Below are 13,467 nucleotides of genomic sequence, written 5' to 3'. Positions count from 1 at the left end.
TTAGCGCGCGAAATGTCTCAGGCGAAGCAGGCGATCGCCTTTTCGACCCGGGCGCGGATTTCGGCGAGCGTGAACGGCTTCTGCACGACATCGAGGATGATGCCGTTCAACTCCTCGGCGCGCTCGCGCTGGTCGGCATAGCCTGTCATCAGCATGATCTTCATCGCCGGGAAAAGGGCCGCCGCCGCGATCGCCATCTCGATGCCGTCCATTTCCGGCATGCGGATGTCGGACACGACGAGGTCATAGCCGCCCTGCGCGGCGCGTATCTGCGCCAGGCCTTGCGCGCCGTCGGCCGCGATATCGATTGCATGGCCGGCGCGTTCGAGCGCGCGGGCTGCGAGGGTGCGGACGGACTCATCGTCCTCGACGATCAGAAGCTTTGCCATGGCCGGCATATTTGGCGGCGAAACGTTGACTTTTCCTGAAGGCCACGGCGGGCCGGCAGGGCAAATTTTCTTGCCGTCGTTAAGGTCTTTTTCAGCACTCGCGCATCGCGGCGCGGGCCTCAGACATCGCCCTTGACGACGCCTACGAACGGCAGTTCGCGGAAGGCATGCGCCACGTCCATGCCGTAACCGACGACGAAGTAATCCGGGCAGTCGAAACCGACATAATCGGCGTTGAGCGCGGTCTGGCGGCGCATGCGCTTGTCGAGCAGCACGGCGATGGAACAACTCCTGGCGCCGCGCGACAGCATCAGGTCGCGGGTGAAGGTCAGCGTCTTTCCCGATTCGAGGATGTCGTCGATCAAAAGCACATCGCGGCCGGCGACCTCATTGTCGATGTCGCGCAGAACCCGCACCTCGCCGCTGGTGGTGCCGGCGCCGTAGCTGGAAATGAAGATAAACTCGACCTCGGGCGACAGGCCGACATCATGCATGGCGCGGATGAGATCGGCCGCGAAGATGAACGAGCCTTTCAGCACCGAAATCACCAGGAGATCGTGATAGTCGTGCTCGGCGATGTCCTTGGCGAGTTCCAGATTGCGCCGCGCGATGGCGGACGCCGAAAACAGGACTTCGATGTCCTTGCCGCGTACGATGGGCATTGATGATGTTCCCCGGTGGTCGCCTATTCGGCGAAGGTGACCGAAACGGTCTTGACCCCGTTTCTAGGCACGTCGAGCCGGCTGGCAAAGCCGAATCTTTCCCCCGAAGCCAGCAAACGCCCGGATGTCCCCAACGTATAGCGGGTCAGGCGGCCGTCATTGCCTGTAACCCGGATCTCGAGCGGCGGCAGAGGCGTTGGCCCTACCCCGTCATTGGCGGCCTCGCCGTCGACGAACAGCACGGGATTGGGACCGGAGGCGTCGACGCGTGAGGTGACGCCCGAAATGGTCAGCGCGGACGCCGGCGTGTCAGACAGGAAAGGCGTGTGGCGCATCAGCGCATGCCCGCCGGAAACCCAGAAGGCGGCAAGGGCGGCTCCAATGCCTGCGATCCAGAAGATCGGCCCGCCACGCGAGGCGGGCGGCCGCTCCGCCGGCGCTTCCGGCCTGCGCAGCATGTCCATGCCCTCGATGGCCGGCGTTGCGACGACGCGCTGCGGGGACGATACCGCTTCGATGACCGGGGCACGCCGTGGTGTCACCACATAGTCGGCGTCGACGATGTCGGCCGCCGGACCGCGCACGATCCGGTCCGCGACGGCAATTGCCGGCGGATCGGTCATGATTTCGCCGGAAACCGGGCGCGCGGTTCGCTCGTCAGCCATCATGGCCCGTTATTGCACCTGTTCGCTTTTCGTTTCTTTTGCGTAAACATAAATGGTTAACGCTTCCCCACCGGAGCCCTCGTGAGACGCCGAAATAGCCCAGCAATTAACCGCCGGTTAACCATGCCGGCCGATGGTCTTTTCTCACAAACGGCCGGTTCGCCGCCGCCAGGGCCGGATGATTTCAGGTCGATTCGACCTGAAATCCAAATCCGCCTCTGAATCAGAGATAGAGCACGATGTCGCCCGAAACCCGCCCGACACTTTTCGGCATCATGCTCTTAATTGCAGGTCGTCGAAATTGATTCGCTTCGAAAATGTCGGCCTTCGCTATGGCATGGGTCCGGAAATCCTCCGCGACATTTCCCTGCACATACCGGAGCGCTCGTTCCAGTTCCTGAGCGGGCCCTCCGGCGCCGGCAAGACGACGCTGCTGCGCCTTCTGTTCATGTCGCTGAAGCCGACGCGCGGGCTGATCACCATTTTCGGCAAGGACCGTTCGCGCATCTCGCGCACCGAACTGCCGCATCTCCGGCGGCGCATCGGCGTGGTGTTCCAGGACTTTCGCCTGCTGGACCACATGACCACCTACGAGAATGTCGCGCTGCCCCTGCGCGTGCGCGGGCGCGAGGAGGCGAGCTACCGAACCGACGTTACAGAGCTGTTGAAGTGGGTGGGACTGGGCGAGCGCATGCATGTGCTGCCGCCGGTCCTGTCGGGCGGCGAGAAGCAGCGCGCGGCGATCGCCCGCGCCCTGATCGAGCAGCCGGAGATCCTGCTGGCCGACGAGCCGACCGGCAATGTCGACCCGCCGCTGGCGCGCCGTCTGCTCAGGCTGTTCATCGAGCTCAACCGTCTCGGCACCGCCGTGGTGATCGCGACCCACGATCTTGGCCTGATGGAACAGGTCGACGCGCGCCGCATGATCCTGGCGGGCGGAAGGCTGGACATCTATGACTGACCTGTCCGCCGAACATCTTGACGAACAGGAGGCGGAGGTAGCGCCCGCGAGGCAACGCGCCCAGCGCCGGATGGCGCCGATCGTGCCGGCTCAGAACATAGCCGGCCGCGCGCTGGTGCTGGTCATCGCCATCATGACCTTCCTCTCCTGCCTGACTTTCGGAGCGGTGACGCTGGTGCGCGACACCGCCTCGGTCTGGGAGAACCAGATTTCGCGCGAGGCGACGATCCAGATCAAACCGGCCGACGGCCTCGACATGGAGGCGGCGCTTACCCAGGCCTCGCAGATCGCCGGCGAATTCCCGGGCGTGAAGTCAACCCGCATCATCGACCGCGACGCGACCGCACGGCTGCTTGAGCCATGGCTGGGTTCGGGCCTCAACATCGACGACTTGCCGGTGCCGCGCCTGATCATCGTCACCATCGACGAGAACAGCCCGCCCGACTTCACCGCCATGCGCGCCGCGATCACGCCAAAGCTGCCGAGCGCCTCGCTCGACGACCATCGCACCTGGGTCGACAGGCTGGTGGCCATGGCCCGCACCACGGTGACCATCGGCGTCGCCGTGCTGGCCCTGATGCTGTCGGCCACGGTCCTGACCGTGGTTTTTGCCACGCGTGGCGCCATGGCCGGCAATGGCCACATCATCGAGGTGCTGCATTTCGTCGGCGCCGAGGCGGCCTTCATCGCGCGCGAATTCCGCCGCCATTTCCTGGTCACCGGCATGAAGGGCGCGGCCGCCGGCGGCGCGGCCGCCGTGCTGGTCTTCATCGTCTTTTCCTGGTGGTCGTCGCGCAACATGGCGACGCCCCAGGCCGATCAGGCAACCGCCCTGTTCGGCAATTTCGCCATCGGCTCGGCCGGCTATCTCGGCGTGGTCCTCATGGTGCTGGTCATCGGTGCGCTGACCGCCGCGACCTCGCACGCCACCGTCGTCGCCTATCTCAGCGACATCGACGTTCGCCAGCCCGATGCATAAGGCGACCGGCCCATGAGATCGCGCGATCACGGATGGAGAATTGGCGTAACGCAAAGTGCGTCTTCTACCTACCAAAGACCGCATTTCGGGGTTAACCATATGCCCATGGACGCGCGGGATTCGACCGGGACGGCTGGACAGATGCCAGTGGTGGTTGCCCGTTCGCGCGACCACCAGAAGTTTAGCCGCCTCAGGGCCGCGCTGCGTATCTCGGCCTTTTCCCTCATCCTGCTCGCCACCATGTTCGCCGGCGGCTTCGGCTGGTTCGCCAACAAGGTCGGCCACATGACCACGCCGGCCAATCCGGCCAAGGCCGATGCGATCATCGTGTTGACCGGCGGCCAGTCTCGCCTTGACGCCGCGATGGACCTTCTGGCCTCCGGAAAAGGCGAACGGCTGCTGATCAGCGGTGTGCATCCTTCCGCCAGCCGCCACCAGTTGCAGGCCGCGACGGGCGGCGACGTCAGGCTGTTTTCCTGCTGCGTCGACATCGACCGCGCCGCGCTGGACACGATCGGCAATGCCGAGGAAAGCGCCAAATGGGTGGAGAGCCATGCCTACGGCACGGTCATCCTCGTCACCAACAACTACCACATGCCGCGCAGCCTGCTGGAAATGGGCCGGCTGCTCCATAAGGCCAAGCTGGAGCCCTATCCGGTGGTCAACGCCAATCTCGACAATGGCAACTGGCTGACCAAGCCACGGGCGCTGCGCGTGCTGTTCACCGAATACACCAAATATCTGCTGGCGCTGGCGCGCGGCATCGTGCCTGTTAGGCCGACACCCGATGGCATCGCACTGGCCGAGACCGCGGCCGGCGGCTGAGCCCTAATCATTTACTGGCAGAGGCACCTGCCTTCAGCCGCGCGATCTCCTGTTCGAGCCCCTGGATGCGCCTGTCGCGTTCGCCAAGCGCTGCCGCCACGTCGGCGGCCTCGAAGCGCTGCGGGATGTGTTGCGGGCAATTGGCGTCCCAGGCCGAGACGGTGAACAGGATGACCTGCTCGGGGCGGGCTCTGTAGTCCTGTGGCATCAACCTGGCCGTCAGCTCGGCATCATTCTCGACGACACGCGCGTTACCCCAGATCTTGATGCGCTGGCGCATCATGTAATCGATCAGGAACAGGAAGGCTCGTGGATTGTCGGCCAGGTTGCCCTGCGTGATGAACTGCCTGTTGCCGGAAAAATCCGCGAAGCCGATCGTCTTTTCGTCGAGCACCTTGAGAAAACCGGCCGGGCCGCCGCGATGCTGAATGTAAGGCTGGCCCTCGCCATTGGCCGTCGACAGGAAGACGCTGGTCTGCATCCCGATGAAGGCGGCAAGATCCGGCGTGATGACGTCCTGCCAGCCGCCGCGCTCCTCGATCCGGGCATAGGACTGGCGTGAACCCTTGCGGGCCTGGATCGCCTTGACGGTCGGCGTAAAGGCGACGTCGCTGGTAAAGGCATGCGCGTTCATCGAAACGCCTCCTCGGAAGGCTGAGCCAGAGCAATTCCAGGAAAAGTGTGAAACGGTTTTCCGTCCGGAATTGCTAAAAAACAAAGAGCTAAAGTCCTAGCGCCGAGAGCGATGGATGGTCGTCCGGGCGGCGGCCGAGCGGCCAGTGATATTTGCGGTCGGCCTCGGCCATCGGCAGGTCGTTGATGCTGGCGATGCGTAGCCGCATCAGGCCATGCTCGTCGAACTCCCAGTTCTCGTTGCCGTAGCTGCGGAACCATGAGCCCGAATCGTCATGCCATTCATAGGCGAAGCGCACGGCGATGCGGTTGCCGTGGAAGGCCCACACCTCCTTGATCAGCCGGTAGTCGAGTTCACGCGCCCATTTGCGCGTCAGGAAAGCCTGGATGGCCTCGCGCCCCTGCAGGAATTCGGCGCGGTTGCGCCAGCGGCTGTCCGCCGTATAGGCGAGCGCCACCCGCGCGGGATCGCGCGAATTCCAGGCATCCTCGGCCATGCGCGCCTTCTGCGCGGCGGTCTCGGCGGTGAAGGGCGGAAGCGGCGGACGGCTTTCAGACACGGCAATTCTCTCCTGCTCAAGACCGCCTGCACTCAGGCAGCGAATATGGAGCCTTCCATCATCCAGATGTAGCTGGCATATCTGTAACCCTTCCTTCCATTTTACGGAAGAAATATGGATCGTCTGGAGGCCATGTCCCTGTTCATAGGCGCGGTGGAGGCTGGCAGCCTTTCCGGCGCCGCACGCCAGCTGGGCATTCCGCTGGCGACCGTCAGCCGCAAGATTTCCGAGCTGGAGCGACATCTGAACACGCGTCTGCTGACCCGCTCGACGCGGCGGCTGACCCTGACCGATGCCGGGCACGCCTATCTTGCCGCCTGTCGGCGCATTCTCGATGACGTTGTTGGAGGCGATGGTGTCGGCCTCGACCGCGATGCCGACGCCGAATCCCGGCGGGTCCGCGGTGTAGGGGCCTGATGTCGACAGATTGCGCACGATGTTGCCGGAGCAGACGCCCATGCGGCCGCCTTCGTTGAAGTTGACGATCGAGATGCCGTTGGCGGCGCCGTCGACGATGTTGTTGCTGATGACAGCGCCTTCGAACGAGAATTCGGAATAGACCGCCGTTTCACCCGAACGCGAGCAGGTATTGCCCGATATCTGCAGATTGCTGGAACTGTTGGCGCGGATCGCCGAGAAAGCGCAATCCGAAACCACATTGCCCGAAATGACGACATTGCCGGCGCGGAAGGCGTTGATGCCGTTGCCGTTCTGGCCGGTTCCGCCGCTGCGCGCGCCGATGCGCTCGACGCGGTTGCCGGTGACCATGGTGCCGTCTTCGGCCGCTTGCCAGCGGTGCACGAGGATACCGCCATTGGCGCAGTCGGAGACCGTGTTGCCTGTGATCGCCAGCCCGGCCGCCTCGACCGAATAGATGCCGGCGTCGGCGGCGCCCGATATGTCGGAGCGTTCGATGCGGCCCGCTGCATGTTCCAGGGAAAGCCCGTTCTTGCCGCTGCCGGTGATCTGGCAATTGTCCACCACCAGATGCCCGACCCGGCGCAGATCCAGCAGCCCCTGCGCGTAATCGCCGATCGAGCGGTTCGATCCGTCGAAGACCAGGCCGCTGAGCTCGATATGCTCGGCCTGTTCGGCCATGAAGAGATGGCCGTCGCCCCCATAGACGATGCGGGTCGCGCCCGGCACGCCCGAGAGGCGCACGCGGCTGGGCAGCGAGAGGTTGGACACGACATAGGTGCCCGCCGGCAGGAACACCGCCATGTCGCGGCTGTTCGCATCGCGCAGCAGCTTGGCGAAGGCCTTGCTCTGATCGTCAAAGGTTCCGGGCTGCACGCCAAGTTCGGTGGCGTTGATCGAGCCGCGCATCGAGGCTTTCTCAATGCCGGTCAGGCTGGCGGCGGTCGCCTTGCCGAGCGCGAGGCCCATGACGGCAAAGCCGGTGGTCCCGGTCAGCAGCGTTCTTCTGTTCAACATCGGCACAGGGTCCTGGTGTCCGCCCCTGGCGTCGCAGGAATCATGCCAGCCATCGTGTCTCGTCGGCCAATGGCTTGCCGAGCAGCCCACAGGTGCCTAAGTTCAGGAGATGAGCAGAGCTTTTACCCGAGAAGAAGACAGCGAAAACGCCATCGCCGGGGTCGGCGAGCGGCCGATCAGCCAACACCGCAATCTGGTGACGGAGCGTGGCCTGGCGCAGATCGAGGGCAATCTGGCCGATCTGCGCGATATCCTGGCAAAGGCCGAGAAGAAAGCCGACCGCGAGCGTATCGCGGTCGTGTCGCGCGACCTGCGCTACTGGACCGCGCGGCGCGAAAACGCCGAGCTTTCCGTGCCCGAGCCCGGCAGCGACGTCGTACGCTTCGGCATGGGCGTCACGCTGGAAGGCGACGACGGCAAGAAGGTGCACTGGAAGACCGTCGGCGAGGACGAAGCCGACCCGTCGAAGGGCAGCATCTCACATGTTTCGCCAATGGCGGTGGCGCTGTTCGGCAAGAAGGTAGGCGACGTCGCCGCCGTCAACGGCAAGGAGTGGGAGATCGTCAAGCTTTCAGACAAGCTGGAGAACTAGTCGTCCAGCTTGATTGAGTTTTCATGAATTGGGCTTGCGGTAACTGCTATTCGGCTCCCAGCAACCGATCCAACAACCGGTCTGCCGCTTCCGGAATGACCGTGCCCGGCGGGAATATTTCCGCCGCACCGGCCTCCAGCACCGCATCGTAGTCCTGCGGCGGGATGACGCCGCCGGCGACGATCAGCATGTCGGCGTGGCCGAGCTTTTTCAGCGCATCCCTGAGTTCCGGGATCAGCGTCAGGTGCCCCGCCGCCAGCGAGGAGGCGCCGATGATGTGGACGTCGTGCTCGACCGCCAGTTTCGCGATCTCTTCCGGCGTCTGGAACATCGCGCCGACGGTGACGTCGAAGCCGAGATCGGCGAAGGCGGTGGCGATCACCTTCTGGCCACGGTCGTGGCCATCCTGTCCCATCTTGGCAACGAGGATGCGCGGCTTGCCGCCGGTCTTCTTCTCGAAAGCATCAAGCTTGTCCTGCAACCTGTCGACCACGGGACTGTCGCCAAGCGCCTTGCGGTAGACGCCCGAAATGGTCTGGACCGTGGCGACGTGGCGGCCGAAGGCTCTTTCCAGGGCAAAGGAGATTTCGCCGACCGTCGCATTGGCGCGCGCGGCGCGGATGGCGAACTCCAGCAGGTTTTCGTTTCCCTGCGCTGCACGGGTCAACGCATCCAGGGCGCTTTCGACGGCCGCGACGTCGCGCGTGCCCTTGAGCCGCTGCAGCTTCGACAATTGCCGGGCCCTGACCTCGGCATTGTCGATCTTGAGCACGTCGACCTCGATATCGTTCTCCGGGCGATGTGCGTTGACGCCAACCAGCATCTGCTCGCCGGAATCGATACGCGCCTGCGTACGCGCCGCCGCTTCCTCGATACGCAGCTTTGGAATGCCTTGCTCGGTCGCGGCGGCCATGCCGCCGAGGCTCTCGACCTCCTCGATATGGCTCAGCGCGCGCGCCGCCAGATCATGGGTCAGCCGCTCCACATAGGCCGACCCTCCCCAGGGATCGATCATGCGCGTGGTGCCGGATTCCTTCTGCAGGATGAGCTGCGTGTTGCGCGCGATCCGTGCCGAATGGTCGGTCGGCAACGCCATCGCCTCGTCGAAGGAGTTGGTGTGCAGCGACTGGGTGTGGCCCTGGGTCGCGGCCATCGCCTCGAGCATGGTGCGGATGATGTTGTTGTAGGGGTCCTGCGCCGTCAGCGACCAGCCTGATGTCTGGCAATGGGTGCGCAGCGACAGCGAACGCTCGTCCTTCGGCGCGAAATTCTTCTTCATCAGCGTTGCCCACAACAGGCGAGCGGCCCTGAGCTTGGCCACCTCCATGAAGAAGTTCATGCCGATCGCCCAGAAGAAGGACAGGCGCGGCGCGAAGCGGTCGATGTCGAGGCCTGCCGCGACACCGGCGCGGGCATATTCGATGCCGTCGGCGATCGTATAGGCGAGTTCCAGGTCGGCCGTCGCGCCGGCTTCCTGCATGTGGTACCCGGAGATCGAGATCGAGTTGAACTTCGGCATGTTCCTGGAGGTGTAGGAGAAGATGTCCGAAACGATCCGCATCGAGGGTTTTGGCGGATAGATATAGGTGTTGCGGACCATGAACTCCTTCAGAATGTCGTTCTGAATGGTGCCGGCCAGATCCTTCTGCGCCACGCCCTGTTCCTCGGCCGCCACGATATAGAGCGCCATGATCGGCAGCACGGCGCCGTTCATGGTCATCGACACCGTCATGTCGCCAAGTGGAATGCCCTCAAACAGCTGCCGCATGTCGAGGATGGAATCGATGGCGACGCCCGCCATGCCGACATCGCCGGCAACCCGCGGATGGTCGCTGTCGTAGCCGCGATGCGTGGCCAGATCGAAGGCGACCGACAGGCCCTTCTGGCCGGCGGCAAGATTGCGCCGGTAGAAGGCGTTGGACTCCTCGGCCGTGGAGAAGCCGGCATATTGCCGGATTGTCCAGGGTTGCTGGACATACATGGTCGGGTAGGGGCCGCGCACGAAAGGCGGCAGGCCAGGATAGGTATCAAGATGCGGCAGACCCTTGAGGTCGCCCTGGTTGTACAGATGCTTGACGACAAGGCCCTCCGGCGTCGTCCGCTGCCCTTTGACCTCGATCGGCGCGCGGCGTGGCGGCACCCAACCGATCTGGCTGAAATCCGGAATCAAGAGGCGGCCCCGATGGCTTGGTCAATACGTGTCGGCACCAGCGGTTCGCACAAGACGACACCTTCGGTGAAAGCAGGCCGCCGTTCCGCGTCGAGCGTCTCGACCGGACGCTCGCTTTTCTGCGGATAGAGCGTGGTGCCGATGATGGTCTTCTCTCCGGCCCTGAAGGCGGCGTCGCGTCGCGCGGTGGCAGTGCGGACGCGCTGCTGGATGTGTCCGTCGCGCAGGCTTGACAGAACGCCCCCCTCGGCCTCGATCGTCTGCAACTCCCTCCAGGCTGCCTCGCAAAGGTCCGACGTCAGCGCCTCGACCGCGCCCGACCCGTAGGCTGGGTCGGCGACATGATCGATATGGCTTTCATTGGCCATGATCAGCTGAGCGTTGCGGGCAACGCGGCGCGCGAAAGCCGCGGGCAGGCCGTGCACGATCGTGTGCGGGAGTATGGAGATTGAATCCGCTCCGCCAGCCGCCGCGCCGAAACCGGCAATGGCCGTGCGCAGGATGTTGGTTTCCGGATCCAGCGACGCCATCATGCGAAACGATGTCTCGGCATGGATGTTGGCCGCCGAATTGGGGATCGAGCAGGCCTCCTGCGCCCGTGCCCACAGCCTGCGCAAGGCGCGTACCTTGGCCATCGACAGGAACTGGTCCTGGTCGACGCTGAGCGCGAAGCCGATATGCGGCGCCGCGTAGACAAGCGGCTGCCGGGCCTTTTCGAACATCCTCAGATACGAAACCGCCGAAGCCAGCATGATGCCGAGTTCCTGCGCCTCCGTGGCGCCGGCATTGTGGAAGACGCGACCATCCGCCTCGAGAAGCACGCCAGGCACGCCCATCGAGAAGAAATGCGCCAGCGACTGCGGCATGGATTCCTGTAGCGCCTCGATCGACATGCGCAGCCGCCCGGTGCCGGCAAGGATAGCGGCGGGATCGATGCCGAAGGACAGATTGAGCTTTGCCGGATCGGAGCGGCGCTTGCTCAGGAATGCCACCAGCCAGTCGGCCATCGGCCGGCTCCACGGATGGGTATCGATACGAATCTGAACCCGATTGAGGGGAACACCGTCCAGCACCGTCTCGAGCGCCTGCGGCGTCCTGGGCAAGCCGTAGCCGAAGGCGTTCGGCGCGCCTTCGAAGACAAGCGACAACCCTGTCGCGCCTTGCGCGATATCGTCCAGCGCCTGAGCCTTGGCGCGATCGATGTCGGGGTCGTCGACACGCTGGCTGACGATCCAGGGCGATCGCGGATTCGTGCGCACGATCGGCTCGGCTCCCGTCGCGCGGTCGTAGAGCGGCTCGATGCGGATGTTGTCGTCGGTGTGCGAAACCAGCTTTTCCTCGAAGGATGCGCCGGCCAACGCCTTTTCCGCCAGGGCCAGCCATCGCTGGCGCTCGGCATCCGCTCGTTCGACATCCCTGGTCAAGGCTCCGGCGCCCATCCATATTCCTCGTTTTCTCGCGGCCGCATCAGCCGGGAGCATTCAGTCTAAGGTCCCCGGTACATTACCGCAATGCAAAGCACTTCCGCAGGCCAACCGTCATCCATCAGATATAGGATGGCCCGCGTGGACGAACCATGAACGATTGCCAAACACCAGCACAATCCGCAAGTTCCAAAAAACCGATTTTCGGCGATTGCCCGTTTGGACGATTGGCATTGTAGCTGCCCGGCAGCCTCACTATACCTTTGGTTAAAGGCTGGCTTTGGACACATCGATTTGCGGAGACCCTGGATATGGCTGACGACACCAGTATTTTCATCGGCGCCAGCCGCAAGCCCGACGACAGTTATCAGCGCCCCGAGCAGCTGTTGTTGCAGTATGGCAATCGCCACGGCCTGGTGACCGGTGCCACGGGCACCGGCAAGACCGTCAGCTTGCAGATCCTGGCAGAGGGGTTTTCCAATGCCGGCGTGCCGGTCTTCTGCGCCGATATCAAGGGCGACTTGTCCGGCATTGCCATGATGGGTACGGCGCAGGATTTCCTGGTCAAGCGCGCCGAGCAGGTCAAGCTCGATCCTTACGACTTCCAGGAATTTCCAGTCATATTCTGGGACTTGTTCGGGGAGCAGGGCCACCCCATCCGGGCCACGATTTCCGAAATGGGCCCGCTGCTTCTGTCGCGGCTGATGAACCTGACCGACGCGCAGGAGGGCATCATGAACATCGCCTTCCGCATCGCCGACGAGGAGGGCCTGCTGCTGCTCGACCTCAAGGATTTGCAGGCGCTTCTGGCCAACATCGCCGAGCGCGCCGACGAGATCAGCGCGCGCTACGGCAATGTCACCAAGCCGTCGGTCGGTGCCATCCAGCGCACGCTGCTGGTGCTGGAGCAACAGGGAGCCAAGAACTTCTTCGGCGAACCGGCCTTGCGCATCGCCGATATCATGCGCACGACCCGCGACGGGCGCGGCGCCATCAGCGTTCTGGCCGCCGACAAGCTTATGATGAATCCGCGGCTCTACGCGACCTTCCTGCTCTGGCTGATGTCGGAACTGTTCGAGGAACTGCCCGAGGTCGGCGATCCCGACAAGCCAAAGCTGGTCTTCTTCTTCGACGAGGCGCATCTGCTTTTCGACGAAGCACCCAAGGTTCTCATCGACCGCGTCGAGCAGGTGGTGCGCCTGATTCGCTCGAAAGGCGTCGGCGTCTATTTCGTCACACAGAACCCCCTGGATATCCCTGAGAAGGTGCTGGCCCAGCTCGGCAATCGCGTCCAGCACGCGCTCCGCGCCTATACGCCGCGCGAGCAGCAAGCGGTGAGGACGGCGGCCGAAACCTTCCGGCCGAATCCGGATTTCGACTGCGCCACCGCCATCACCCAACTCGCCACCGGCGAGGCGCTGGTTTCGACGCTGGAGGCCAAGGGCATTCCGTCAATGGTTCAACGCACCTTGATCCGCCCGCCTTCGTCGCGGCTTGGACCGATAACCCCTGCCGAGCGGCAGAAGCTGATCCAGGAAAGTCCTGTCGCGGGCCAGTACGATGAGGTCATCGACCGCGAATCGGCCTTCGAGATATTGCAGAAGAAGGCCAAGGAGGCACAGGATGCCGAGCAGCAGGCCGGGAGCGGCGGCTCGCGCTGGACCATTCCTGGCTTCGGCAACGATGATCCGCCACAGTCTGGCGGCCGCCGCGCGCCTGCGCCGCGCCCCTCCAATCGCCAGACGGTGGCGGAAGCCGCGATCAAGTCGGTGGTGCGCTCGGTCGGCTCCTCGGTCGGACGCGCGATCGTGCGCGGGATTCTCGGTAGTCTGTCCAAGGGGCGCTGAACTCTAGCCGTAAACGTCGAAGGGCGCCGGTGGCGCCCTTCGATTTCAGTCTCTCTTGGCTCCGGATGACAGGCGGCCTTCTTGGCTTGGTCGCCGGCCATGGGTATCCGTATCAGAATATGGCGTTGGTGACCGCCTTGACCGGTCCAAGCAGCACCGACCCCGCCGGCACGCCGGCATCGATCGGAATGGCCTGGTGGTTCGCCGTCGCCACCATCGAGTTGCGGGGGTCGCTGGTCACGATAACAGGGGTTTTGGAGGGCACGCGGTCGTAGAGATCGATGATGTCCTGGTTCATCAGGCGCACGCAGCCCGACGACACGGAT

Annotated in this window: 13 protein-coding genes and 2 pseudogenes; 6 read left to right on the top strand and 9 right to left on the bottom strand. The window is 64.0% G+C overall.

The features are described 5' to 3' along the window. Positions 1-17: 17 nt before the first annotated feature. The 3 genes from J0I79_RS15140 to J0I79_RS15130 all read right to left on the bottom strand — a co-directional run bounded on the left by J0I79_RS15140 (position 18) and on the right by J0I79_RS15130 (position 1,719). Positions 18-389: a response regulator gene (locus J0I79_RS15140; RefSeq protein WP_292859951.1), complete on the bottom strand. Its 372-nt coding sequence runs from the start codon at positions 387-389 to the stop codon at positions 18-20. A gap of 119 nt (positions 390-508) precedes the next feature. Further along, on the bottom strand, positions 509-1,051 hold the full coding sequence (hpt, locus tag J0I79_RS15135; protein ID WP_292859948.1) for a hypoxanthine phosphoribosyltransferase: 543 nt from the start codon (positions 1,049-1,051) through the stop codon (positions 509-511). Between the two features lie 23 nt (positions 1,052-1,074). Further along, positions 1,075-1,719: a hypothetical protein gene (locus tag J0I79_RS15130; RefSeq protein ID WP_292859945.1), complete on the bottom strand. Its 645-nt coding sequence runs from the start codon at positions 1,717-1,719 to the stop codon at positions 1,075-1,077. 298 nt (positions 1,720-2,017) lie between these two features. Here J0I79_RS15130 and ftsE point away from each other — a divergent pair, with 298 nt between their 5' ends. The 3 genes from ftsE (at position 2,018) to J0I79_RS15115 (ending at position 4,481) form a co-directional block, all read left to right on the top strand. Further along, on the top strand, positions 2,018-2,677 hold the full coding sequence (gene ftsE, locus J0I79_RS15125) for a cell division ATP-binding protein FtsE (RefSeq protein WP_010911739.1): 660 nt from the start codon (positions 2,018-2,020) through the stop codon (positions 2,675-2,677). After that, entirely contained in the window at positions 2,670-3,656 is a 987-nt protein-coding gene (locus J0I79_RS15120) for an ABC transporter permease (RefSeq protein WP_292859942.1), read from the top strand. Before ftsE ends, J0I79_RS15120 begins: the two co-directional genes overlap by 8 nt. Before the next feature lie 99 nt (positions 3,657-3,755). Beyond that, positions 3,756-4,481, top strand: a complete 726-nt coding sequence (locus J0I79_RS15115) for a YdcF family protein (protein WP_292859939.1) — start codon at positions 3,756-3,758, stop codon at positions 4,479-4,481. Positions 4,482-4,488: 7 nt separating this feature from the next. Here J0I79_RS15115 and J0I79_RS15110 read toward each other — a convergent pair whose 3' ends face one another. Continuing rightward, positions 4,489-5,115 (bottom strand): pyridoxamine 5'-phosphate oxidase family protein, encoded by a 627-nt coding sequence (locus J0I79_RS15110; protein WP_292859936.1) that lies wholly within the window; start codon positions 5,113-5,115, stop codon positions 4,489-4,491. An 88-nt stretch (positions 5,116-5,203) separates the two neighbouring features. After that, on the bottom strand, positions 5,204-5,674 hold the full coding sequence (locus J0I79_RS15105; protein ID WP_292860022.1) for a DUF1348 family protein: 471 nt from the start codon (positions 5,672-5,674) through the stop codon (positions 5,204-5,206). A gap of 114 nt (positions 5,675-5,788) precedes the next feature. Here J0I79_RS15105 and J0I79_RS15100 point away from each other — a divergent pair. Next, positions 5,789-6,016: pseudogene (locus J0I79_RS15100) on the top strand (LysR family transcriptional regulator); the annotation flags it as partial. Here the strand turns inward: J0I79_RS15100 and J0I79_RS15095 are convergent. Continuing rightward, a pseudogene (locus tag J0I79_RS15095) lies at positions 5,978-7,108 on the bottom strand (TIGR03808 family TAT-translocated repetitive protein); the annotation flags it as partial. The pseudogenes J0I79_RS15100 and J0I79_RS15095 overlap by 39 nt on opposite strands. A 109-nt stretch (positions 7,109-7,217) precedes the next feature. On the opposite strand from J0I79_RS15095, the gene greA reads away from it, so the two are divergent. Next, positions 7,218-7,700, top strand: a complete 483-nt coding sequence (gene greA / locus J0I79_RS15090; RefSeq protein ID WP_292859933.1) for a transcription elongation factor GreA — start codon at positions 7,218-7,220, stop codon at positions 7,698-7,700. A gap of 46 nt (positions 7,701-7,746) precedes the next feature. Here greA and scpA read toward each other — a convergent pair whose 3' ends face one another. After that, positions 7,747-9,870, bottom strand: a complete 2,124-nt coding sequence (gene scpA / locus J0I79_RS15085; protein ID WP_292859930.1) for a methylmalonyl-CoA mutase — start codon at positions 9,868-9,870, stop codon at positions 7,747-7,749. Beyond that, a complete protein-coding gene (locus J0I79_RS15080) occupies positions 9,867-11,309 on the bottom strand; it encodes a methylmalonyl-CoA mutase subunit beta (RefSeq protein ID WP_292859927.1) in 1,443 nt (480 codons plus the stop codon). Before J0I79_RS15080 ends, scpA begins: the two co-directional genes overlap by 4 nt. A 296-nt stretch (positions 11,310-11,605) precedes the next feature. On the opposite strand from J0I79_RS15080, the gene J0I79_RS15075 reads away from it, so the two are divergent. Next, positions 11,606-13,141, top strand: a complete 1,536-nt coding sequence (locus J0I79_RS15075) for a helicase HerA-like C-terminal domain-containing protein (RefSeq protein ID WP_292859924.1) — start codon at positions 11,606-11,608, stop codon at positions 13,139-13,141. Between the two features lie 112 nt (positions 13,142-13,253). On the opposite strand, the gene J0I79_RS15070 is transcribed toward J0I79_RS15075, so the two are convergent. After that, positions 13,254-13,467 (bottom strand): L,D-transpeptidase family protein (locus J0I79_RS15070; RefSeq protein ID WP_292859921.1); only part of this gene is annotated, 214 nt, incomplete at its 5' end.

This window comes from Mesorhizobium sp. (genome assembly GCF_017306585.1).
Lineage (GTDB): Bacteria > Pseudomonadota > Alphaproteobacteria > Rhizobiales > Rhizobiaceae > Mesorhizobium.
Note: the sequence above shows the minus strand (reverse complement) of the source record. Positions and strands in the feature narration are given on the sequence as shown.

Bases quoted from the DNA above. Each gene is read 5' to 3' on its own strand.
- J0I79_RS15140 (WP_292859951.1), bottom strand. From the start codon at position 389: ATGGCAAAGCTTCTGATCGTCGAGGACGATGAGTCCGTCCGCACCCTC.
- hpt (WP_292859948.1), bottom strand. From the start codon at position 1,051: ATGCCCATCGTACGCGGCAAGGACATCGAAGTCCTGTTTTCGGCGTCC.
- J0I79_RS15130 (WP_292859945.1), bottom strand. From the start codon at position 1,719: ATGATGGCTGACGAGCGAACCGCGCGCCCGGTTTCCGGCGAAATCATG.
- J0I79_RS15120 (WP_292859942.1), top strand. From the start codon at position 2,670: ATGACTGACCTGTCCGCCGAACATCTTGACGAACAGGAGGCGGAGGTA.
- J0I79_RS15115 (WP_292859939.1), top strand. From the start codon at position 3,756: ATGCCCATGGACGCGCGGGATTCGACCGGGACGGCTGGACAGATGCCA.
- J0I79_RS15110 (WP_292859936.1), bottom strand. From the start codon at position 5,115: ATGAACGCGCATGCCTTTACCAGCGACGTCGCCTTTACGCCGACCGTC.
- greA (WP_292859933.1), top strand. From the start codon at position 7,218: ATGAGCAGAGCTTTTACCCGAGAAGAAGACAGCGAAAACGCCATCGCC.
- J0I79_RS15080 (WP_292859927.1), bottom strand. From the start codon at position 11,309: ATGGGCGCCGGAGCCTTGACCAGGGATGTCGAACGAGCGGATGCCGAG.
- J0I79_RS15075 (WP_292859924.1), top strand. From the start codon at position 11,606: ATGGCTGACGACACCAGTATTTTCATCGGCGCCAGCCGCAAGCCCGAC.